20 protein-coding genes are annotated in these 19,488 nt (G+C 73.4%); 13 read left to right on the top strand and 7 right to left on the bottom strand.

Going from position 1 to position 19,488, the window contains the following annotated elements; translation table 11 throughout:
* Nucleotides 1-344: 344 nt before the first annotated feature.
* Together AB0J97_RS38290 and AB0J97_RS38285 are read right to left on the bottom strand one after the other, a co-directional pair.
* Nucleotides 345-719 (bottom strand): STAS domain-containing protein, encoded by a 375-nt coding sequence (locus AB0J97_RS38290; RefSeq protein ID WP_357705562.1) that lies wholly within the window; start codon nt 717-719, stop codon nt 345-347.
* Nucleotides 720-1,048: 329 nt separating this feature from the next.
* On the bottom strand, nt 1,049-2,026 hold the full coding sequence (locus AB0J97_RS38285; protein WP_364098292.1) for a helix-turn-helix domain-containing protein: 978 nt from the start codon (nt 2,024-2,026) through the stop codon (nt 1,049-1,051).
* A 140-nt stretch (nt 2,027-2,166) separates the two neighbouring features.
* On the opposite strand from AB0J97_RS38285, the gene AB0J97_RS38280 reads away from it, so the two are divergent.
* Nucleotides 2,167-3,360, top strand: a complete 1,194-nt coding sequence (locus tag AB0J97_RS38280; RefSeq protein WP_364098289.1) for an amidohydrolase — start codon at nt 2,167-2,169, stop codon at nt 3,358-3,360.
* 13 nt (nt 3,361-3,373) lie between these two features.
* On the opposite strand, the gene AB0J97_RS38275 is transcribed toward AB0J97_RS38280, so the two are convergent.
* From AB0J97_RS38275 to AB0J97_RS38265, 3 genes are read right to left on the bottom strand one after another with little or no spacing between them, the layout of a single operon-like run.
* The gene (locus AB0J97_RS38275) at nt 3,374-4,027 is read right to left on the bottom strand and encodes a GntR family transcriptional regulator (protein WP_364098286.1); all 654 of its coding nucleotides are present in this window, start codon (nt 4,025-4,027) and stop codon (nt 3,374-3,376) included.
* A 5-nt stretch (nt 4,028-4,032) separates the two neighbouring features.
* The gene (locus AB0J97_RS38270; RefSeq protein ID WP_364098283.1) at nt 4,033-5,001 is read right to left on the bottom strand and encodes a LysR substrate-binding domain-containing protein; all 969 of its coding nucleotides are present in this window, start codon (nt 4,999-5,001) and stop codon (nt 4,033-4,035) included.
* A gap of 31 nt (nt 5,002-5,032) precedes the next feature.
* Nucleotides 5,033-6,343 carry an MFS transporter gene (locus AB0J97_RS38265; RefSeq protein ID WP_364098280.1) on the bottom strand — a complete coding sequence of 437 codons (1,311 nt, stop codon included), beginning with the start codon at nt 6,341-6,343 and terminating at the stop codon, nt 5,033-5,035.
* Nucleotides 6,344-6,516: 173 nt separating this feature from the next.
* Between AB0J97_RS38265 and AB0J97_RS38260 the strand changes: the two genes are divergently transcribed.
* Genes AB0J97_RS38260 through AB0J97_RS38230 form a run of 7 tightly spaced genes read left to right on the top strand, consistent with a single transcriptional unit; the run spans nt 6,517 to nt 12,642 of the window.
* Complete coding sequence (locus tag AB0J97_RS38260) at nt 6,517-7,950, top strand: 2-hydroxymuconic semialdehyde dehydrogenase (RefSeq protein ID WP_357705556.1); 1,434 nt, start codon at nt 6,517-6,519, stop codon at nt 7,948-7,950.
* An 8-nt stretch (nt 7,951-7,958) separates the two neighbouring features.
* Nucleotides 7,959-8,768, top strand: a complete 810-nt coding sequence (locus AB0J97_RS38255; RefSeq protein WP_364098276.1) for a fumarylacetoacetate hydrolase family protein — start codon at nt 7,959-7,961, stop codon at nt 8,766-8,768.
* Nucleotides 8,765-9,511 carry a fumarylacetoacetate hydrolase family protein gene (locus tag AB0J97_RS38250; protein WP_364098273.1) on the top strand — a complete coding sequence of 249 codons (747 nt, stop codon included), beginning with the start codon at nt 8,765-8,767 and terminating at the stop codon, nt 9,509-9,511. Before AB0J97_RS38255 ends, AB0J97_RS38250 begins: the two co-directional genes overlap by 4 nt.
* Entirely contained in the window at nt 9,508-9,936 is a 429-nt protein-coding gene (locus AB0J97_RS38245) for a RidA family protein (RefSeq protein WP_364098270.1), read from the top strand. The genes AB0J97_RS38250 and AB0J97_RS38245 overlap by 4 nt, the downstream gene beginning before the upstream one ends.
* On the top strand, nt 9,933-10,475 hold the full coding sequence (locus AB0J97_RS38240) for a 3-hydroxyanthranilate 3,4-dioxygenase (protein WP_357705552.1): 543 nt from the start codon (nt 9,933-9,935) through the stop codon (nt 10,473-10,475). Before AB0J97_RS38245 ends, AB0J97_RS38240 begins: the two co-directional genes overlap by 4 nt.
* A gap of 2 nt (nt 10,476-10,477) precedes the next feature.
* Complete coding sequence (locus AB0J97_RS38235; RefSeq protein ID WP_357705570.1) at nt 10,478-11,455, top strand: amidohydrolase family protein; 978 nt, start codon at nt 10,478-10,480, stop codon at nt 11,453-11,455.
* The gene (locus AB0J97_RS38230; protein ID WP_364098267.1) at nt 11,452-12,642 is read left to right on the top strand and encodes an alpha/beta fold hydrolase; all 1,191 of its coding nucleotides are present in this window, start codon (nt 11,452-11,454) and stop codon (nt 12,640-12,642) included. The genes AB0J97_RS38235 and AB0J97_RS38230 overlap by 4 nt, the downstream gene beginning before the upstream one ends.
* Nucleotides 12,643-12,660: 18 nt before the next feature.
* Here AB0J97_RS38230 and AB0J97_RS38225 read toward each other — a convergent pair whose 3' ends face one another.
* On the bottom strand, nt 12,661-13,095 hold the full coding sequence (locus AB0J97_RS38225; RefSeq protein ID WP_357705569.1) for an Lrp/AsnC family transcriptional regulator: 435 nt from the start codon (nt 13,093-13,095) through the stop codon (nt 12,661-12,663).
* A 152-nt stretch (nt 13,096-13,247) separates the two neighbouring features.
* Between AB0J97_RS38225 and AB0J97_RS38220 the strand changes: the two genes are divergently transcribed.
* Genes AB0J97_RS38220 through AB0J97_RS38205 form a run of 4 tightly spaced genes read left to right on the top strand, consistent with a single transcriptional unit; the run spans nt 13,248 to nt 17,426 of the window.
* Nucleotides 13,248-14,135 (top strand): tryptophan 2,3-dioxygenase family protein, encoded by an 888-nt coding sequence (locus AB0J97_RS38220; RefSeq protein WP_364098264.1) that lies wholly within the window; start codon nt 13,248-13,250, stop codon nt 14,133-14,135.
* Nucleotides 14,136-14,149: 14 nt separating this feature from the next.
* Nucleotides 14,150-15,415 carry a kynureninase gene (gene kynU, locus AB0J97_RS38215; RefSeq protein ID WP_364098261.1) on the top strand — a complete coding sequence of 422 codons (1,266 nt, stop codon included), beginning with the start codon at nt 14,150-14,152 and terminating at the stop codon, nt 15,413-15,415.
* The gene (locus AB0J97_RS38210; protein ID WP_364098258.1) at nt 15,412-16,737 is read left to right on the top strand and encodes an NAD(P)/FAD-dependent oxidoreductase; all 1,326 of its coding nucleotides are present in this window, start codon (nt 15,412-15,414) and stop codon (nt 16,735-16,737) included. Before kynU ends, AB0J97_RS38210 begins: the two co-directional genes overlap by 4 nt.
* Before the next feature lie 2 nt (nt 16,738-16,739).
* Complete coding sequence (locus tag AB0J97_RS38205) at nt 16,740-17,426, top strand: alpha/beta hydrolase (RefSeq protein WP_357705547.1); 687 nt, start codon at nt 16,740-16,742, stop codon at nt 17,424-17,426.
* 40 nt (nt 17,427-17,466) lie between these two features.
* On the opposite strand, the gene AB0J97_RS38200 is transcribed toward AB0J97_RS38205, so the two are convergent.
* Entirely contained in the window at nt 17,467-18,786 is a 1,320-nt protein-coding gene (locus tag AB0J97_RS38200; protein ID WP_364098254.1) for a M14 family zinc carboxypeptidase, read from the bottom strand.
* 69 nt (nt 18,787-18,855) lie between these two features.
* Here AB0J97_RS38200 and AB0J97_RS38195 point away from each other — a divergent pair, with 69 nt between their 5' ends.
* Nucleotides 18,856-19,467 carry a TetR/AcrR family transcriptional regulator gene (locus AB0J97_RS38195; protein WP_364098251.1) on the top strand — a complete coding sequence of 204 codons (612 nt, stop codon included), beginning with the start codon at nt 18,856-18,858 and terminating at the stop codon, nt 19,465-19,467.
* Nucleotides 19,468-19,488: the final 21 nt, after the last annotated feature.

Below are 19,488 nucleotides of genomic sequence, written 5' to 3'. Positions count from 1 at the left end.
CGATCTCACCGAGCAGCCCGTCGGCGTCCTCGGGCAGACGGGTGCGGAAGTCGCCGTCCCGGACCGCCGTCAGCCCGCCGAGCAGCTGACGCAGCCGAAGCTCGTCGACCTCGGCACCCCCGGACGTGCTACGGGAGCCACCGGTCATCGCTTCGCTCATGTCACCCTCGTGTCCTACGACGTTGTCAGGACTGTCCTGCGACGACCTCGCGAACGGCCCCCATCAGGAGACCATGAGCGAGGTCATTGACGGGACAATCGTGGTTGTTGTCCATCCGGATTCTAGAACCGGCGCCCGTGATCTTCATCCCTGTCCGCCGACAAGCGGCGCGGACGCGGGACGGTCACGACGACTCACGGAGGTCGTCGGGGCGCGGCGCGCCCATCGCCGCCACGGCGTCGCCGACGTCTTCGTGCACGGTCAGCGAGGACCACACGCCGGTGACCTTCAGCACGCGCTCGGGCAGCTCCTGCACGGCGGCGAGGCGGAGCACGCCGCCCTGTTCGAGCACGGCGGCGTTGAGGCGTAACAGTATGTGCAGGCCACGGCTGTCCATGAAGGTCAGGCCGCCCAGGTCGAGCACCACTCCCGCCCCGGGCCGCCGGCGCCGCTCGGTGAAGGACTCCAGCCGCGGTGAGTTGGAGGAGTCGAGCTCGCCCGTCACGGTCACCAGCACGCCACCGGGCAGGTCGCGGCCGGTCAGGGTCAGCGGGGTCACGGGGCCTCCGGCCGCCGGGCAGCACGAAAGCCCGTCCGGCCGGAAAGGCAGGCGGACGGGTGCGAAGGCGGACGGAGAAGGTCAGGCATCACGGCCCGGCGATGGGATCGGCTCAGTCACGTGACCGGCGCGGTCGGCCGGCCACCGGAACTGTGCCCGCTCTTGAGCGCCTGGCCTGCGGCTAGGGCCTCGCCACGGTCGCGTGGTGCTGCCGCTGTGGCCGGGACTCAATCGCGATCATCTCCTCCCGTGCCGCTGCGATCCGTGCTCGCCTCCAACCCTTGACCCTTCGGTGGTGGCCGGTCAGCACACGAGACGAAGAATCCGGCTCACTCCTGTCCACGGAACGAAACGGGCGGGGGAGAGCCGGTCGCGGCGTGCAGGGTCTCGCCGGGCGCGCAGCCGAAGGCGGCCCGGTAGAGCTGGGCGAACCGCCCGGGGTGGAAGAAGCCCCAGCGGGCGGCGACGGCGGTCACCGTGGTGGCGGGACCGCCGGCCTTCAGCTCGGCGTGCGCGCGGGCCAGCCGGGCCTGGCGCAGGTAGCCCAGGGGGGTGGTGCCCAGGTGCCGGCGGAAGGCGTACTGGAGGGCGCGGGGGGTGACGCGGGCGGCGGTGGCGATCTCGTCGATGCCGATGGGCAGGTCGGCGTGGTCGTCGATGAAGGCCGTGGCGCGGCGCAGCGCCTCGGGACGGGCGCCGGGGGCGGCAGAGGCGTCGGCGTTGGTCGGCAGCGCGGTGAGCACGCTGGCGGCCAGCAGCTGACCGGCGGTGGAGACGACGAGCGGCTCGGCGGTCAGCTCGGGATCGGCCAGCACGTCGTCGCGCAGGTAGGCGAGCGTGCGGCGCAGATGGCGGGCGGCGGCGGGGGAGACCGGACGGTGCCCCACCAGCCGCACCGGCTCGGCCCGGCGGCCGGGCAGCGTGCCGGCCACCTGCTGGAGCAGCGCGGGGTCGAACATGATGATGTCGTAGCGCGAGCGGCGGATCTCGCCGGTGTAGGGCAGGTCGTGCGGGGCGAACAGCACGGTGTCGCCCGGGCCGAAGACGTCCTCCTGGCCGCCGGCGACCTGCTGGGCGATGGTCCCGGATTCGACCGAGCACAGGCACACCTTGCCGAGGGGGTTGACGTCGTAGCTCATCGCGTATTGGAGGTGGAGCTGGTCGATGCTGACCGAGCCCATGACCTGGCGCGAGATCCGGGTGCGGGGGTTCTTCACGTCGGAGCCGATGCGCATCTTGGCATATGCCTTGCTGAGGAACTCCTCGGTCTGGCCGATGTCACGGCTGTCGAAGACCTCTGGGCCCATCGGACCACCTCTTTCCTGTCGGGGCGACCGCGCGTGCCGCGGCCAGTGCCGATTTTCTCAGTCGGGTACGACAACGGTCGGCGCGGCGGCGACAGGGGCCTCTGCCTGGGGCGATCCGAGTTTGGTATACCATTTTTCGGGTGACTTCCTGGACAATCGCCAACGTGCGCCCCTGGGGCGGCCCGCCCGTGGACCTGACCATCGACGGTACCCGGATCGCCGGCGTGCTCCCGGCCGGGACGGCCCCGCCCACAGGCGAGGTCGTCGACGGCCGGGGCCTGCTCGCCCTGCCCGGATTCGTCAACGCCCACGCCCACGTCGACAAGAGCTGGTGGGGCCGGCCCTGGGTGTCGTACGGCGGCGTGGCCACCACGCAGGGCCGGATCGAGCACGAGCGCGCGGAACGGGACCGGTACGGCATCCCGGGCGTCGAAGGGACCGTGGCGGTGCTCCGGGAGTTCCTGCGGCACGGCACCACGGCCACCCGCACCCACGTCGACGTCGACCTCGGCGTCGGCCTGCGCGGCATCGAGGCCGTCCGCGAGGCCGCGCAGCGCCTCGGCGGGGCGATCGACGTCGAGATCGTGGCCTTCCCGCAGGACGGCGTCGTCCGCCGGCCGGGCGTGCTCGACCTGCTCGACCAGGCCGCCCGGGCGGGCGCCACCAGCATCGGCGGCATCGACCCCGCGAGCATCGACCGCGACCCGGTCGCCCAGCTCGACGGCCTCTTCGCGATCGCCGAGCGGCGCGGCGTCGGCCTGGACATCCACCTGCACGACGGCGGCGAGCTCGGCGCGTTCCAGTACGAGCTCATCATCGACCGCACGCTCAGGACGGGCCTCCAGGGCAAGGTCACCGTCTCCCACGGCTTCGCCCTGGGCGAGCTGGCCCCCGAACGCCAGCGCGCCCTGCTCGACGACCTCGGCGCGGCGGGCATCTCCTGGGCGACGGTCGCGCCGGTGCGCACCGCGCCCCTTCCGTGGCGGGGCATGGCCGAGCGCGGGATCGGCCTCGGCCTCGGCACCGACGGGATCAGGGACCTGTGGTCGCCGTTCGGCGACGGCGACATGCTGCGCATCGCCCTCGGCTTCGCCCGCCTGCACGGGCTGCGCGCCGACGACGAGCTCACCGCCGCCGTCGAGCTGGCCACGACCAAGGCGGCGCCGTTCGTGCACCGCGACCGGCACGACCTCGTCGCGGGGGTGCGGGCCGACGTCGTGCTCATCGACGCCGAGAACGTGCCGGACGCGCTCGTACGGGTGCCGGCGCGGGCGCTCGTGGTCGCCGGCGGCCGGGTGGTCGCCCGAGACGGCGAACCGCTCCTGGACGCCTGACGCCCACGCAGGGTCAGGGACGGGCCCGCCGGTCCGCGTGCTCCCTGGTGAGGCGGCCGCTGGTCTCCTCGTGCCGGGCGACCAGCTCGCCGACGCGGGCCACGTCGCGGTCGGCGATCGCCTCGTAGAGCTCACGGTGCTCGTCGGCGACGAGCTGGAGGTCGTCGTGCCGGCCGAGCAGCCAGCGCATCCGGCTGCGCAGGACCTGGCCGAGCTCGACCAGCAGATCGTTGCCCGCGATGGCGGCGGCCGTCTCGTGGAAGTCGGCGGCGGCGCGCCGGGCGCGGATCGCGTCGCCGGCGTCCGCCGCCCGCAGCTCCGCGTCGAGGTCGGCGCGCAGCCGCCGCAGGCCCTCGGCGTCGTGCCGCAGGGCGGCGAGCCGGAAGGTGACGGCCTCGAACGCCGAGCGCACCTCCACCAGGTCGGCGACGTCGCGGGTGCTGAACTCGCGCACCACGGCCCAGGTGCGGGGACGCAACGTCACCAGCCCCTCGGCGGCCAGGGTGGCCAGGGCGTCGCGCACCGGCACCCGGCTCACGCCGAGCTCGGTGGCCAGATCGCGTTCGACGAGCTTGCTGCCCGGCGGGCGGACGCCGTCGAGGATGTCGTCGCGCAGCCGCCGGATGACGCGTACGGACTCGGGCTCGAACCCGGCTCCTGCCATCATGCCCCTCAGTCTCCCACCGGTGCCGCGTCGGACGGGTCGCCCGTCTCGCCGGTGTCGAGGTCGCGGGCCTGCTGCTGGAGGTGGGAGAGCATGACCTTGCCCGCGGGCGTCAGGGCGCGCGCGCCGGGCAGGGTGGCGCCGACCGAGCGGCGCACCGACGGCAGCGGCACCTGGAGTTCGAGGAGCTGGGGGTCGGTCCTGACGAAGAGCGCGGGCAGCGCGGCGATCATGTCCGTGCCGAGCAGCAGGGAGCGGATCGTCAGGATGGAGGTGCACTCGGTGCGGTCGGGCGGCAGCGGCAGCCCGTTGCGGTGGAACACCTGCTCCAGTTCCCGCCGCAGCGAGGTCTGCTCCAGCGGCAGGATCCACGGGTAGGCCAGCAGGTCGGCCAGCGCGCGGGCGTGCGCGGCCGGATGCCCGGCGCGGGCGACCAGCAGCACGGGCTCGTTGTAGAGCGGGAGCTGGCGCAGGTCGGGGCGGTCCTCGATCGGGTTGAGCCGGCCGAGGATCAGGTCGAGGTCGCCGCCGGTGAGCTGGGGGACCAGCGAGTCGAACGTGCCCTCCTTGACGATCACGGTGATGCCCGGCCGTTCGGCCTTCAGGGCGGCGATCGAGCGGGGGAGCAGCACGTTCGTGGCGGCCAGCAGGGTGCCGACGGTGACCGTGCCGGCCGTGCCGTCGGCCAGACCGGCGATGCGCTCGCCCGCGCGGCGCAGTTCGGCCTGCACGGCGCGGGCGTGGTCGATGAACGCCTCGCCGAAGAGGGTGGGCGTGACGCCGCGCGATCCGCGGGTGAACAGCTCCACCCCGAGGATCTGCTCCACCTCCCGCAGCCCCCGGGTCACGGCGGGCTGGGCCAGGTGGAGGTGCTCGGCGGCGCGCAGGACGCCGCCCTGCTCGGCGATGGTGGTCACGAGCACGAGGTGCCTCAGCTTGAGCCGGCCGTTCAGCAGGTCCAGCGGACGAGATATCACGAAATCATCATATGAGCAGGGTGAACCTGCTCTATTTCGCTATGTCGGCGAGGGCCGGCTGGTCGCCCAGGCGTTCGGCGTCGTTGCGGGGGATCAGCAGCGCGGCGACCAGGCTGATGACCGTCACCACGGTCAGGTAGGCGGTGATCGACAGCGAGGTCCCGGTCGAGGCGAACAGCGAGGCCGCCACCAGCGGCGTGATGCCGCCGCCCAGCAGCGAGGCGAGCTGGTAGGCCACCGACGTGCCGGAGTAGCGGATCGCGACCGGGAAGAAGCTGGCGGTCAGCGTGCCCTGCGGCGCGTGCGTCATGGCCAGCACCGCGCCCATCACCAGCATGAACACCACGATCAGCGGCTTGTTGCCGGTGTTGACCACCGGCAGGATCGCCAGGGCGCCGGCCAGCAGCACCACCGAGCCCCAGGCGAAGACCGAACGCAGCCCGTGCCGGTCGCCGAGGTGCGCCCACAGCGGCGCGGTGACCAGCCACACGGCGGCGCCGCCGATCACGCAGCCCAGCAGGAACGTCCGCGACAGGCCGGCCGCGGCCTCGCCGTAGCCGAGGATGTAGACCATGAAGATGTAGGCCAGCGCGCTGTTGCCGATGATCACGCCGATGGTGTGCACCACCTCGCGCCAGTGGTCGCGCAGCACCACCGCGATCGGCAGCTTGACCGGCTTGCGCCGCTCGACCAGGTCGGCGTAGTCGGGGCTCTCCTCGATGCGCAGCCGCAGGTACAGGCCGACCGCCACCAGCACGATGCTGAGCAGGAACGGCACCCGCCAGCCCCAGGCCATGAAGCTCTCCTCGCCCAGCAGCGAGGACGTGCCGAGGAAGACGGCGTTCGCGCAGAGCATGCCCGCCGGGGTGCCCATCATCGGGAACGCCCCGTACAGGCCGCGCCGGCCCTTGGGTGCGTGCTCCATCGTGAGCACCACCGCGCCGCCGAGCTCGCCGCCCAGGCCGATGCCCTGAGCGACGCGCATCACCACGAGCAGCACCGCCGCCCAGACGCCCATGCTGTCGTACGTCGGCAGCACGCCGATCAGCGTCGTGCCGATGCCCATGATGAGCAGCGAGACGACGAGCGTGTTGCGCCGCCCGATCCGGTCGCCGAAGTGGCCGAAGACGATGCCGCCGAGCGGGCGGGCCAGGAATCCCACGGTCATGGTGCCGAAGGAGGCGATGGATCCGGCGACCGGGTCCATGGCGGGGAAGAACTGCTTGTTGAAGACGAGGGCCGCGGCGGTGCCGTAGAGGAAGAAGTCGTACCACTCGATGGCGGTGCCGATGAAGGCGGCCCGCGTGACGCGGCGGGCGGCCAGACGGCGATCTGTGTCCATCACTCTGTGCCTTCCGGATATGGGTACGGAAGAGGATGCACGCTGGTGGTATGCCAGAACGAATACCGATTCGGTCGGGAGGCATAGCAGAACTGACATATAACGAAATAAGGATGGCCAGGCGATATTTCGGTATTGGACTGTTATGGCGGGCAATCTGGAGAATGTCGGCCATGAAGCCCGCGCACTACGTCAACGGCGTCTTCACGACGGCGGGGACGGACTTCCCCCTCATCTCGCCCGTCGACGGACGCACCGTCGGGACCGTCCCCGAGGCGTCCCGCGAGACCGTGGACGAGGCCGTCAGGGCCGCCCGCGCCGCGCTCGACGGCCCCTGGGGAACCGCCGGAACCGAGGAGCGGTGCGCGTACCTGCGCCGGATCGCCGACGGCATCGAGGCCAGGTTCGAGGAGTTCGTCGAGGCCGAGGTCGCCGACACCGGCAAGCCGCGCGAGCTGGCCGCGACGGTCGACATCCCGCGCGCCGCCGGCAACTTCCGCGCCTACGCCGACCTCGCCTACGGCCGTCCCGAGCGGGCGTACTCCACCGGCGTCCCGGCCTGGAGCGGCAGCGGGCAGGCGCTCAACTACACCGTGCGCCGCCCGCTCGGCGTGGTCGCCGTCATCTCACCGTGGAACCTGCCGCTGCTGCTGCTCACCTGGAAGGTCGCGCCCGCCCTGGCCGCGGGCAACGCCGTCGTCGCCAAGCCGTCGGAGGAGACCCCCTCGACCGCCACGCTGCTGGCCGAGGTGATCGACGCGGCGGGCCTGCCGCCGGGCGCGTTCAACCTGGTGCACGGCCACGGCGCGGGGGCGGCCGGCGAGCACCTGACCGCCCACCCCGGCGTGGACGCCATCGCCTTCACCGGCGCCTCGGCCACCGGCAGCGCCATCATGCGCAACGCCGCCGCGCACGTCACCCCGGTCTCCTTCGAGCTGGGCGGCAAGAACCCGGCCCTGGTCTTCGCCGACGCCGACCTGGAGGAGGCGGTCGAGGGCACGATCCGCTCCAGCTTCACCCACTCCGGCCAGATCTGCCTGTGCACCGAACGCGTCTACGTCCAGCGCCCGATCTTCGAGGCGTTCACGCGGGCGCTGGCCGAACGGGCGAGGGAACTGCGCGGCTACGGGCCGATGATCTCGGCGGAGCACCGCGACAAGGTCCTGTCCTACTACCGGCTCGCCGTCGAGGAGGGCGCGACGGTGCTCGCCGGCGGAGGGGTGCCGGAGTTCGGCGACGCCCGCGACGGCGGCTTCCACGTCGAGCCCACCGTGATCACCGGCCTGCCGCCGCACGCCAGGACCGTCCGCGAGGAGGTCTTCGGCCCGATCTGCCACGTGGCGCCGTTCGACGACGAGGACGAGGCCGTCCGGCTGGCCAACGACAGCCCGTACGGACTGGCCGCCACCGTGTGGACCACGGACCTGTCGCGCGCCCACCGCGTGGCGCCCCGGATCCAGGCCGGCATCGTCTGGGTCAACTGCTGGAACCTGCGCGACCTGCGCACGCCGTTCGGCGGCGTGAAGGCCTCCGGCATCGGGCGCGAGGGCGGCGAGTACTCGCTCGACTTCTTCTCCGAGCCCGTCAACGTGTGCGTCAAGATATGAGGACGAAAGTGACAGACAACCATCGCGCCGCCGCCGCGCGGCTGCTGGAGGCGTACGCGTCCGGCAGCCCGTGCGAGCCGGTCCGCGACCTGGTCGACGGCCTGGAGGCGGCCTACGCGGTGCAGAGCCTGCTCACCGAGCGCTGGGTCGGCGAGGGCAGGCGGATCACCGGCCGCAAGGTGGGCCTGACCAGCAAGGCCGTGCAGCGGCAGCTCGGCGTCGGCTCGCCCGACTTCGGCGTGCTGTTCGCCGACATGGCGGTGCCCGACGGCGAGGAGATCCCGGCCGGCGCGGTGCTCCAGCCGCGCGCCGAGGCGGAGGTCGCGCTCGTGCTCGACCGCGACCTGCCGCACGAGCGCCACACGGTCGCCGACGTGATCGCCGCGACGGCGTTCGCGCTGCCCGCCATCGAGGTCGTCGGCAGCCGCATCCGCGACTGGGACATCACCCTGGCCGACACCGTCGCCGACAACGCCTCGGCCGGCCTGTACGTGCTCGGCAACCGCCCGGTCCCGCTGGGCGACGTGGACCTGCGGCTGGCCGGGATGGTCATCGAGCGGCGCGGCGAGCAGGTCTCGACCGGCGTCGGCGCGGCCTGCCTGGGCCACCCGCTGCACGCCGCCGTCTGGCTGGCCGACACGCTGGCCGCGCTCGGCCGTCCGCTCCGGGCGGGCGACACCGTGCTGACCGGGGCGCTCGGCCCCGTCGTCCCGGTGCGGCCGGGCGACGTGCTGGAGGCCCGCATCGACGGGCTCGGCGACGTCCGCGCCGCCTTCGCCGACGGGTCCGCCGCCGACGACGAGAAGGAGGACCGGTGAACGCGCTCGCGCAACGCCTGGACGACGCCACCCTGACCGGCCGCCCCATCCCCCGCCTGACCGACGCGGCCGACCTCGACGTGCCCGCCGCGTACGAGGTGCAGCGCGCCCTGATCGAGCGGCGGCTGGCCCGCGGCGAGCGGATCATCGGTGTCAAGATGGGCTTCACCAGCCGCGCCAAGATGGTCCAGATGGGCGTGGACGACGTCATCTGGGGCCTGCTCACCGACGCCATGCTCGTCGAGTCCCGGCTCGACACCTCCGGCCTGATCCACCCGCGCATCGAGCCGGAGATCGCGTTCCTGCTGGACCGCCCGGTGCGCGGCCCCGCCGACGCGGCCTCGGCCGTCGGCGGCGTCGCGGTCGGGTACGAGGTGCTCGACTCCCGTTACGAGGGCTTCAGCTTCACCCTGCCCGACGTCATCGCCGACAACGCCTCGGCCAGCGGCTTCGGCGTCGGCCCCTGGCGCCACCCGCAGGACGCCGGCGACCTCGGCAACGTCGGCCTGATCATGGAGATCGACGGCCGCCAGGTCGCCGGCGGCTCGTCGGCGGCCATCCTCGGCCACCCGCTGCGCGCCCTGACCGCCGCCGCCCGGCTGACCAGGGCCGCCGGGATCGAGATGGAGGCCGGCTGGATCGTCCTGGCCGGGGCGGCCACGGCGGCCGTGCCGCTGCCCGCCGGGGCGCACGTGCGCGTCGGCGCCGCCGGCCTCGGACACGTGGAGGTGACCACCCGATGAGCGACGACGCGCTGCTGGTCGAGGGCAAGGCCCGGCCCCGCGGCAGGTTCCCGCACGTCAAGCGGGCCGGCGACCTGGTGTTCGTGTCCGGCACCAGCTCCCGCCGCCCCGACGGCTCCTTCGCCGGGGCGAGCGCGGACGAGCTGGGCACCACCAGCCTCGACATCCGCGAGCAGACCAGGGCGGTGATCGAGAACATCGCCGACCTGCTGGCCGCCGCCGGAGGCGGCCTGGAGGACGTGGTGAACGTGACCGCGTACCTGGTCAGCATGAACGACTTCGGCGGTTACAACGAGGTCTACGGCGAGTACTTCGACGAGAGCGGCCCGGCCCGCACCACGGTCGCCGTCCACCAGCTCCCGCACCCGCACCTGCTGATCGAGATCTCCTGCACCGCCCTCATCCCGCAAAGGAGTCCGGCATGATCCCCCCCTTCAACCTGAACAAGTGGATCGACGAGCACCAGGACCTGCTCAGGCCGCCGGTCGGCAACGCGCAGATCTGGAAGGACGCCGACCTCATGGTGACGATCGTGGGCGGCCCCAACCAGCGCACCGACTTCCACGACGACCCGATCGAGGAGTTCTTCTACCAGCTCAGGGGCGGTATGGTGCTGCGGGTCATGGAGGAGGAGGGCAAGCCGCCGGTCGACGTGCAGATCGGGGAGGGCGACGTCTTCCTGCTGCCGCCGCACGTACGGCACTCGCCGCAGCGGCCGGTGCCCGGCTCGATCGGCCTGGTCGTCGAGTTCGCCCGTCCGCAGGGCGCGCTCGACGCCTTCGAGTGGTACTGCGTCAACTGCCACCGCCTGGTCCACCGCGCCGAGGTGCAGCTCCAGTCGATCGTCGACGACCTGCCGCCGGTCTTCCGCGCCTTCCACGAGGGCGACCGCACCTGCCCCCACTGCGGCGCCGAGCACCCCGGCAAGGACTGGCCCGAGCATCTGCGGCCGGTGGTCCGGTGACCATGATCGACGTGCACGCGCACGTCTTCCCGCGGATCAGCCGCGAGGAGGCGAGGATGCTCGCGGGCGCCGGCGAGCCGTGGCTGCGCGACGGCATGATGATGAGCGGCGAGGACGACTACCGCCCGGTCACGCCCGAGCTGTGGGACCCCGAGGCCCGCGTGGCCGCGATGGACCGCACCGGCGTGGACGTCCAGGCGATCTCCTCGACCCCGCTGCTGTTCGGCTACGCGGCCGACCCGGCCCGCGCCGCCGAGTGGTGCGCCATGGTCAACGACCGCGTGCTCGACCACTGCGCGCAGGCCCCCGACCGGCTGCTGCCGCTGTGCCAGGTGCCGCTTCAGGACGTCGCCCTGGCCGCCAGGACCGTCACCGAGGCCAAGGCGGCCGGCCACCGCGGCGTGCACATCGGCAACCACGTCGGCCCGCGCAACCTGGACGACCCCGACATCGTCGCCTTCCTCGCCCACTGCGCCGAGCAGGACATGCCGGTGCTCGTCCACCCCTGGGACATGCTCGGCGCCGACCGCATGCGCGGCCACATGATGCCGTGGCTGGTCGGCATGGCGGCCGAGACCCACCTCGGCATCCTGTCGCTGATGTTGTCCGGGGCGTTCGAGCGGCTGCCGACCTCGCTGCGGCTGTGCTTCTGCCACGGCGGCGGCAGCTTCGCCTACCTGCTGGGACGGGCCGACAACGCCTGGCACCACCGCGACATCGTCCGCGAGCACTCGCCGCGGCCGCCGTCGGCCTACACCGACCGTTTCCACGTGGACTCGGCCGTGTTCGACCCGCGCGCCCTGCGGCTGCTGGTCGAGGTGATGGGGGCCGACCGCGTCATGCTCGGCACCGACTTCCCGTTCCCGCTGGGGGAGCAGGAGCCGGGCGCGGTCGTACGGGCCTGCGCCGAGCTGGACGACGAGGGCCGCGCCGCCGTCCTGGGCGGCAACGCCGCCGCCTTCCTCGGGCTCGCGGGATGACGGTCGCCGACACGCCTCTCGGGGCGCTGCGCGGCGTCCGGGCGGGCGGCGTGAGCACGTTCAAGGGGGTGCGGTACGCCGCGCCCGCCCGCCGCCTCGCCGCGCCGGAGCCCGCGCGCCCCTGGCGGGGCGTCGCGGACGCCCGCACGCCCGGCCCGCCCGCGCCGCAGCGGCCCGGCCGCATGGCGTGGGTGCCGGGCCTGGAGATCGACCCGGCCGCGTCGGCCGAGGACTGCCTGTTCCTCAACGTCTGGACGCCCTCCACCGAGGGACGCCGTCCGGTGCTGGTGTTCCTGCACGGCGGCGCGTTCGTCTTCGGCTCCGGCGCCCAGGCGATGTACGACGGCACCGCGCTCGCCCGCGACCACGGCCTGGTCGTGGTGACCGTCAACTACCGGCTCGGCCTGCCGGGCTTCTGGCACGGCGACGGCGTCCCGGCCAACCTGGGCCTGCGTGACCAGATCGCCGCCCTGGAATGGGTGCGCGGCAACATCGCGGCCCTCGGCGGCGACCCGGCCGACGTCACCCTGGCCGGGCACTCGGCGGGCGGCACCTGCGTGCTGGCCCTGCTGACGTGCGCGCCCGGCCTGTTCGCCAGGGCCGCGGCGATGAGCCCCGTCCCGTACGGGTTCCGCACGCCCGCCCAGGCCGCCGACTGGACCGCGGCGGCCCGCTCGGCGCTCGGCGCGGACCCGTACGCCGTGCCGCTCGCGGACCTGCTGGCCGCCGAGGAGGCCGCCGTACGCGCCTGCGGCCCGGCCCCGGACGGCCTGCTGCCCGTCGCACCCGTCGTGGACGGCGACCTGCTGGCCGTCCACCCGATGGAGGCCATCCGCACGGGCGCCGCCGCACCGGTCCCGCTGCTGGTGACGACGACGGCCGAGGAGACCCGCCTGTTCAGCGCGATCGGCCAGGACGGCCTGGACACCGATGCCGTCTTCACCGGCCCCGCCCAGGAGATCGCCGCGGCTCACCACGGCCCCGCCGGGCACCGGATCTGCGGGCACCGCTCGCCCATGAGCCACGGCGGGATCGAGCTGGGCGCCTGCCACCTGGTGGACGTCCCCCTCTACCTCGGCACCCACGGGACCCCGCTGACCGGCACGGGCCCGCACGTGGACGCGCTGGCGCACTCGATGACCACCGACTTCGCCCACTTCTGCCACGGCGCCCCACCCCCCGGCTGACCCGCCGGCGGGACACCGTCAGGGGCCGTCGGGGGCGGTGAGGGGGTGGCCGGGGAGAGGGGTTGAGAGGATCATGGTGCTGGACGGCGGGCCGTAGACCGCCAGGCGGTCGATCAGGTCCTCGAAGGCCACCATGGAGACCGCCACGATCCGCAGGATGCTGCACACGTCGCCGGTGACCCGGTGGATCTCGCGCACCTCGGGCCAGCCGGCCACCTCCGGGTCGCGCAGCACGCAGCGTGCGCCGTAGCAGGACATGCGGATGAAGGCCGACACCGGCCAGCCGGCCTGCACCGGGTCGACCGTCGCGTGGTAGCCGGTGATCACCCCCGACTCCTCCAGCTTGCGTACGCGGTCGGCCACCGCGGGCGGGGACAGGTGGATCCGGCGGGACAGCTCCTTGAGGGAGAGCCGGGCGTTGTCCTGGAGCTCGCGCAGCAGCTCCCAGTCCATCTCATCCACGATCAAGCCTTCCGTTCGTAAACCCCAAATCACGATTTATCCCGAAACATAAGCCTATATCGCGATATAGCCGTTCATATGGCATTCCTTCGCCGCCCTCCCGACGCCATCATGGAGGGGAGAACAACGAGAAGGGCAAGCGCGTGGACGCGACGCGACAGTTATCGGCACTGCGGCCGACCACGGCGGAGGAACGCGCCGAACGAGCCAGGACCACCGGCGGCGCCCCCACCCTGGACTTCGAGACCCGCACCCCCTACGACGCCTACGTCCGCACCGACGTGCTGCACGAGTTGCAGCACCCGATGAGCGACGACGCGGGCGAGATGTCGTTCCTGATGATCACTCAGGTGATGGAGCTGTACTTCAAGCTCATCGCCTTCGAACTGCGCAACGCCCAGGAGCGGCTGCGGGCCGACGACGTGTGGGCCGCGCTGGACCCGCTGCGCCGTACCGCGCTGCACCTGGAGGGCCTGAACGCGAGCTGGCGCGGCCTGCGCTGGATGACCCCCGCGGACTTCAACCGCTTCCGGGACGAGCTCGGCGAGGCCAGCGGCCTGCAGTCGGCGATGTACCGGCACGTGGAGTTCCTGCTGGGGCTGAAGAACCCGGCGCTGCTGCGCCCGTTCAGACGCCAGGACAGGACCCACCGCGACCTGCTCAGGACCCTGGAGTCGCCGAGCCTGTGGGACGACGCCATCGCCCTGCTGGCCCGCGACGGCCACGACCTGCCCGGCGAGTTGCTGGAGCGCGACTTCGCCGCCGAGCACGAGCCGCACCCGGCCGTCGAGCGGGCCTGGGTCGAGGTGTACCGCGACAGCGGCCCCGGCAACGCGCTGCGGCTGCTCGGCGAGGCGCTGACCGACGTGGCCGAGCTGTTCGGCGACTGGCGGTACGCGCACGTCACCGCGGTCCGCCGGTCGATGGGCGCCAAGCCCGGCAGCGGCGGCTCCAACGGCCTGGCCTGGCTGGAACGCAGCATGGCGCGGGTGGTCTTCCCCGAGCTGTGGTCCGCCCGGACCCACATGTGAAGGGCGGACCCCACGTGACCGACGACCGGAAGCCCGCCGAGCAGGACGCGCTCCGGCGCGACCGCGACGACCCGGGCCACCGCGACCTCTTCCTCATCCCGCCCGCCACCGCCGGCGGCCACCCCGAGTGCGCCTACTTCGCCGGCAACTCCCTGGGCCTCCAGCCCCGGGCGACCGCGGCGGAACTGGCCGAGGATCTCGACGCATGGGCCCGGCTCGGCGTGGAGGGACATCTGGAGGGGGCCCGCCCCTGGCTGCCCTACCACGAGCGGCTCACCGGACCGGCGGCCCGGCTGGTCGGCGCGCTGCCCGAGGAGACCGTGGTGATGAACTCGCTGACGGTCAACCTGCACCTGCTGATGGTCTCGTTCTACCGGCCGCGCGGCGCGCGGACCCGGATCGTCATCGAGGACACCGCGTTCCCCTCCGACAGCTACGCCGTGCGCAGCCAGGCCCGCCTGCACGGCCTCGACCCGGACGAGACGGTGGTCCGGCTGGGCGGCGGCCAGGACGTGCTCGACTTCCTGGCCCGCGAGGGCGACACGGTCGCGCTGGTCCTGCTGGGCGGCGTCAACTACCTGACCGGCGAGCTCCTGGACATCCCGGCGATCACGGCGGCCGGGCGGGCGAGCGGCGCGGCGGTCGGCTGGGACCTCGCGCACGCCGCCGGGAACGTCCCGCTGGAGCTGCACGCATGGGGGCCGGACTTCGCCGCCTGGTGCTCCTACAAGTACCTCAACTCCGGGCCCGGGGCGCTCGGCGGCGTGTTCGTCCACCAGCGTCACCTGGGCGACCCGGCGCTGCCGAGGCTGGAGGGCTGGTGGAGCACCGAACAGGCGACCCGGTTCGAGATGGCGCCGGTCTCCCGTCCGCCGGCCAGCGCCGACGCCTGGCAGATCTCCAACCCGCCGATCCACGCGATGGGCCCGGTGCGCACCTCGCTCGGCCTGTTCGACCGGATCGGGATGACCGCCCTGCGGGCCCGCAGCGTACGGCTCACCGGATACCTGGAGAGCCTGCTCGACCGGATCACTCCCACCAGGCCGATCACGGTGATCACGCCGCGCGACCCCGGCCGCCGGGGCTGCCAGCTCTCCCTGCGGGTCGGGCGCGGCGGCGCCGCCGAGCTGACCCGGCGGCTGCGCCACGAGCACGGGGTGATCGCCGACGCCCGCGAGCCGGACGTCGTCCGCCTCGCGCCGACGCCTCTGTACTCCACCTATCACGACTGCTGGCGGGCCGCCGTGGCGCTGGCCGAGTGCGTCGAGGAGGACCGATGAACGTCACCGTGATCGGGGCGGGCCTCACCGGCTGCCTGCTGGCCTGCTACCTGGCCCGCCGCGGCCTGGACGTGACCGTCCACGAACGGCGGCCCGACCCGCGCGCCGGCAACGCGCCGCGCGGCCGGTCGATCAACCTGGCCATCTCCGAACGCGGCCTGGACGCGCTGCGCCGGATCGGCCTGGAGGAGAAGATCATGGCCGACGCGCTCCCGATGCGCGGCCGGATGATCCACCCCGTGCGCGGGCCGCTCGACTTCCAGCCGTACAGCCATGACGGGGTGCGCTCGATCAACTCCATCGGCCGCGGCGCGCTCAACAACACGCTGCTGGACGCCGCCGAGTCCGCGCCGGGCGTGAAGATCTTCTTCGGGCACCGGCTGACCGGCCTCGACCCGGCGACCGGCGCCATGGCCTTCGAGACCGCCGACGGCCCGGTACGCGCGAAGGCCGACGTCGTGCTCGGCGCCGACGGCGCGAACTCGGCCGTACGGGGACAGTTGCTGGCCCACCGGGGCATCCACGAGAGCCTGGACTTCCTCGGCCACGGCTACAAGGAGCTGACGATCCCGTCCGCGGACGGCGAGTTCGCCCTCGACCCCGGCGCCCTGCACATCTGGCCGCGCGGCACCTCGATGATGATCGCGCTGCCCAACCCCGACCGCTCCTTCACCTGCACGATGTTCTGGCCGACCGGCGGCACGTCGAGCTTCGCCTCCCTGAGCAGCCCGGCGGCGATCGAACGCCACTTCCACGACCACTACCCGGACGTGCCCCCCCTCGCGCCCGGTCTGGTACGGGAGTACCTGGACAATCCGGTCGGCCTGCTCGGCACCGTCCGGTGCGCGCCGTGGCAGGCGGACGGCAGGGTCGGCCTGATCGGCGACGCGGCGCACGCCATCGTGCCCTTCTACGGCCAGGGCGCCAACTGCGGCTTCGAGGACGTGACCGTGCTGGACCGGTGCCTGACCGACACCGACGGCGACTGGGCCCGCGCGCTGCCGCTGTTCGAGCGGCGGCGCAGGGACGACACCGACGCGATCGCCGAGATGGCGCTGGCCAACTTCGTCGAGATGCGCGACAAGGTCGCCTCCCCGGTCCACCGCCTGACCAAGAGCGTCGAGCACCGGCTCGAACGCGCGCTGCCCGGCCGTTACGTGTCGCGGTACGAGCTGGTGTCCTTCTCCACGGTGCCGTACACGCAGGTCAGGCGGCGGGTGCGGCGGCAGCACCTGGCGCTGGCCGGAGCCGGGGCCGCGCTGCTGGCGGCGGGCGCGGCCGGGGTCGCCCGGCTGTGGTCCCGCCGGCCGGCCGGGAGGTGACGGTGGAGAACCGCGCCGTCCTGACCCGCCCGGCCCCCGGTCCCGTCCGCGCCCTGCGGTACGGGCCGGACGCCGACCAGGTGATCGACCTCTGGCCGGACGAGGGGCCCGTGGTGGCGCTGGTCCACGGCGGGTTCTGGCGTCCGGAGTACGACCGGACGCACCTGCGGCCGATGGCCAACGCGCTGCACCGGGCGGGGTACAGCGTGGCCGCCGTCGAGTACCGCCGCAGGCCGGGCGATCCGGCGGCGACGGTCGCGGACCTGCGGGCCGCGGTCGGGCTCCTTCAGCCGTCGGTCGTCGTCGGGCACTCGGCCGGCGGTCACCTCGCCCTGTGCGCCGCGCCGGCCGGGGCGGCCGTCCTCGCCCTGGCCCCCGTCGCCGACCTGCGGCTCGCGGCGCGGCTGGGGCTCGACGGCGGCGCGGTGACCGACTTCCTCGGCGGGCCGCCGGACGACCATCCCGGCCTGGACCCCGTCCGGCTCCCGGCCCCGGCGGGCCCGGTGGTGATCGTGCACGGCACGGCGGACGAGCGCGTCCCCGTCGAGCTCTCGGAGTCGTACGCGGCGGCCCATCCGGCGGCGTCGCTGGTGCGCGTCCCGGGGGCGGGCCACTTCGTGCTCATCGATCCGGAGAGCCGCACCTGGCCGCTGGTCGAGCGGGCGCTGACCGCCCTCCTGCCCGTCTGACCGGCGGCGCCCCGTCCGGGTGCGGCCGGGGCGCCGGGGCTCAGGCCGGGTCCGCCCGCCTGGCGGCGTACGCCCCAAGGAGCGCCGCGCCGAGCTGCACGGCGACCAGCGAGCGGAGCGGGATCGGCGTGCCCATCGCCTCGGACTCGGCCTCCTCGAACCACTCGTCGAACCGCGCGCCGAGCCGGGCGCGCTCGGCCCGGATGACGGGCGTCAGGTTGCCCGCGGCCAGCTCGGCGTCCAGCATCCGCAGGTAGGTGCCGCAGTACCGCAGCCGCATGGTGTGCACGAGCTGCCGGCCGCCGACCGCCTCGGCCGCCGTGGCCGGGCGGTCGGTGCCGGGCAGGTCCTCCCACTCGCTGATGAACTCGTCGTGGGCGCCGACGAAGTCCTCCAGCGCCCGGCGGAAGGGGGACCGCACGGTCAGGTCGCCCTTGGCGCGGGCGAGCGAGGCGGCCAGCTCGCCGATCAGCTCGCGCTGCCCGGCCAGGGAGTCGCGGATCGTCTCGTGGTACTTCTGGCCGGTCGGGGTCTGGTCGGCGACGCGGGGGTCGGCCCAGTAGGGCAGCTCGGCGATCAGGTGCAGGGCGCCGAAGCGCTCGGCGTAGTCGACGCTGCCGCCGCCGATGCCGTACGTGGCGGCGATGTCGGCGCCGCGCGGCGTCAGGTAGGCCGCCGGCGCGATCTGGACGGCGCCCGGCAGCTCCGGCGGGCCCATGTGCAGCGGCAGGCCCTCGGCCGTGGCGATGGCGGTCAGGCGGGCGGCGAGGGTGGGGTCGTTCCGGCTGAGGTAGTAGAACGCGCCCTGGAGCTCCCCGTTGTGCAGGGAGTAGACGAAGGCGGGCCGGACCTCGTCCATCAGCCGCATCAGCGCCTCGGTCTCCGGCAGGGTGCGGTCGAAGAAGTAGTCCTCGCCGGTGAGCGGGAAGGTCCATTCGACCTGGTCGGCCTCGGCGGGGCGGTAGAAGTGCTCGGCGTAGGCCCGGCGGTCGCTCGGGCGGGCGTACCAGCCCTCGTTGAGCCGGGCGCCGTCGGGATCGGCGCACGGGATCAGATGCCAGCGGTAGCCGAAGTCCTCGCGCAGCGCGGCGTCCTCGACGAGCAGGCGCAGCAGCGCGCTGACGGTGAGCGCGCCGATGGGCTCGTTGGGATGGGGACCGCCGATGATCACGGCGTCATGGGGGCCGGCGCCGATGGTCGCCACCCGCAGCGGCTCGCCCAGGCGGGACGTGCCGATGCGGCGCAGGCGCACCAGGTCGGGGTGGGCGGCGGCGAGGTCGTCGAGCTCGGCGTGCATCTGGTCCACCGTCGGGAACGCGGTGAAGCCGGGCACGCGGCTCATCTGGGGGGCGACGTCCATCTACGAGCCTCCTGATAATCTGGATTATTCTAGTAAATCAGATTATCGTTACGGCATGCAGGAGACGCCATGCGGCTGACCAGAGCGGAGAGCAAGGCCGCCAACAGGCGCGCGCTGATCGAGGCCGCGCGCGAGATCGTCGGCAGGGACGGCTCGAAGGCGAAGCTGGAGGACATCGCCGAGCTGGCCGGCCTGACCACGGGCGCGGTCTACTCGCTGTTCGGCGGCAAGAACGGGCTGATGGCCGCCATGGTCGACGACTACGTCGGCCCGCTCGACCTGCGCGCGACCGAGGCCGGCGGGCAGAGCGCCCGCCTGGACGAGGTCGTGGCCGAGATCGCCCGCCGCTTCCTGCGCATGTCGGCCGACCCGCAGGCCGCAGGCGGGCTGCTGTTCGAGACCCGCGTGCTCGACCTCGTGCTCAACGACCCCGAGCTGCGCGGCAGGCTCAACACCTCGATCAGCTCGACCGAGGTCGACCTCGCCGCGCTGTTCACCGGCCGCGAGCACGACGGCGCCGCCGTCACGGGCGGGCAGGCGCTGCGCCTGGCCCGCGCGCTGAAGGCCCTGCTGGCCGGGCTCGGCCAGGGCGTCGTGCTCGGCGCCCACGAGGCCGACGAGGAGTTCTTCGTCCAGACCGCCCAGGCGCTGATCACGCCGAAGGTGCTCGGCCCGGCCTAGATCACGGCCGGGGTTCGGGGG

It is taken from the genome of Nonomuraea sp. NPDC049607, assembly GCF_040675375.1.
Taxonomy (GTDB): domain Bacteria; phylum Actinomycetota; class Actinomycetes; order Streptosporangiales; family Streptosporangiaceae; genus Nonomuraea.
This window is presented reverse-complemented; position numbering and strand designations above follow the sequence as displayed.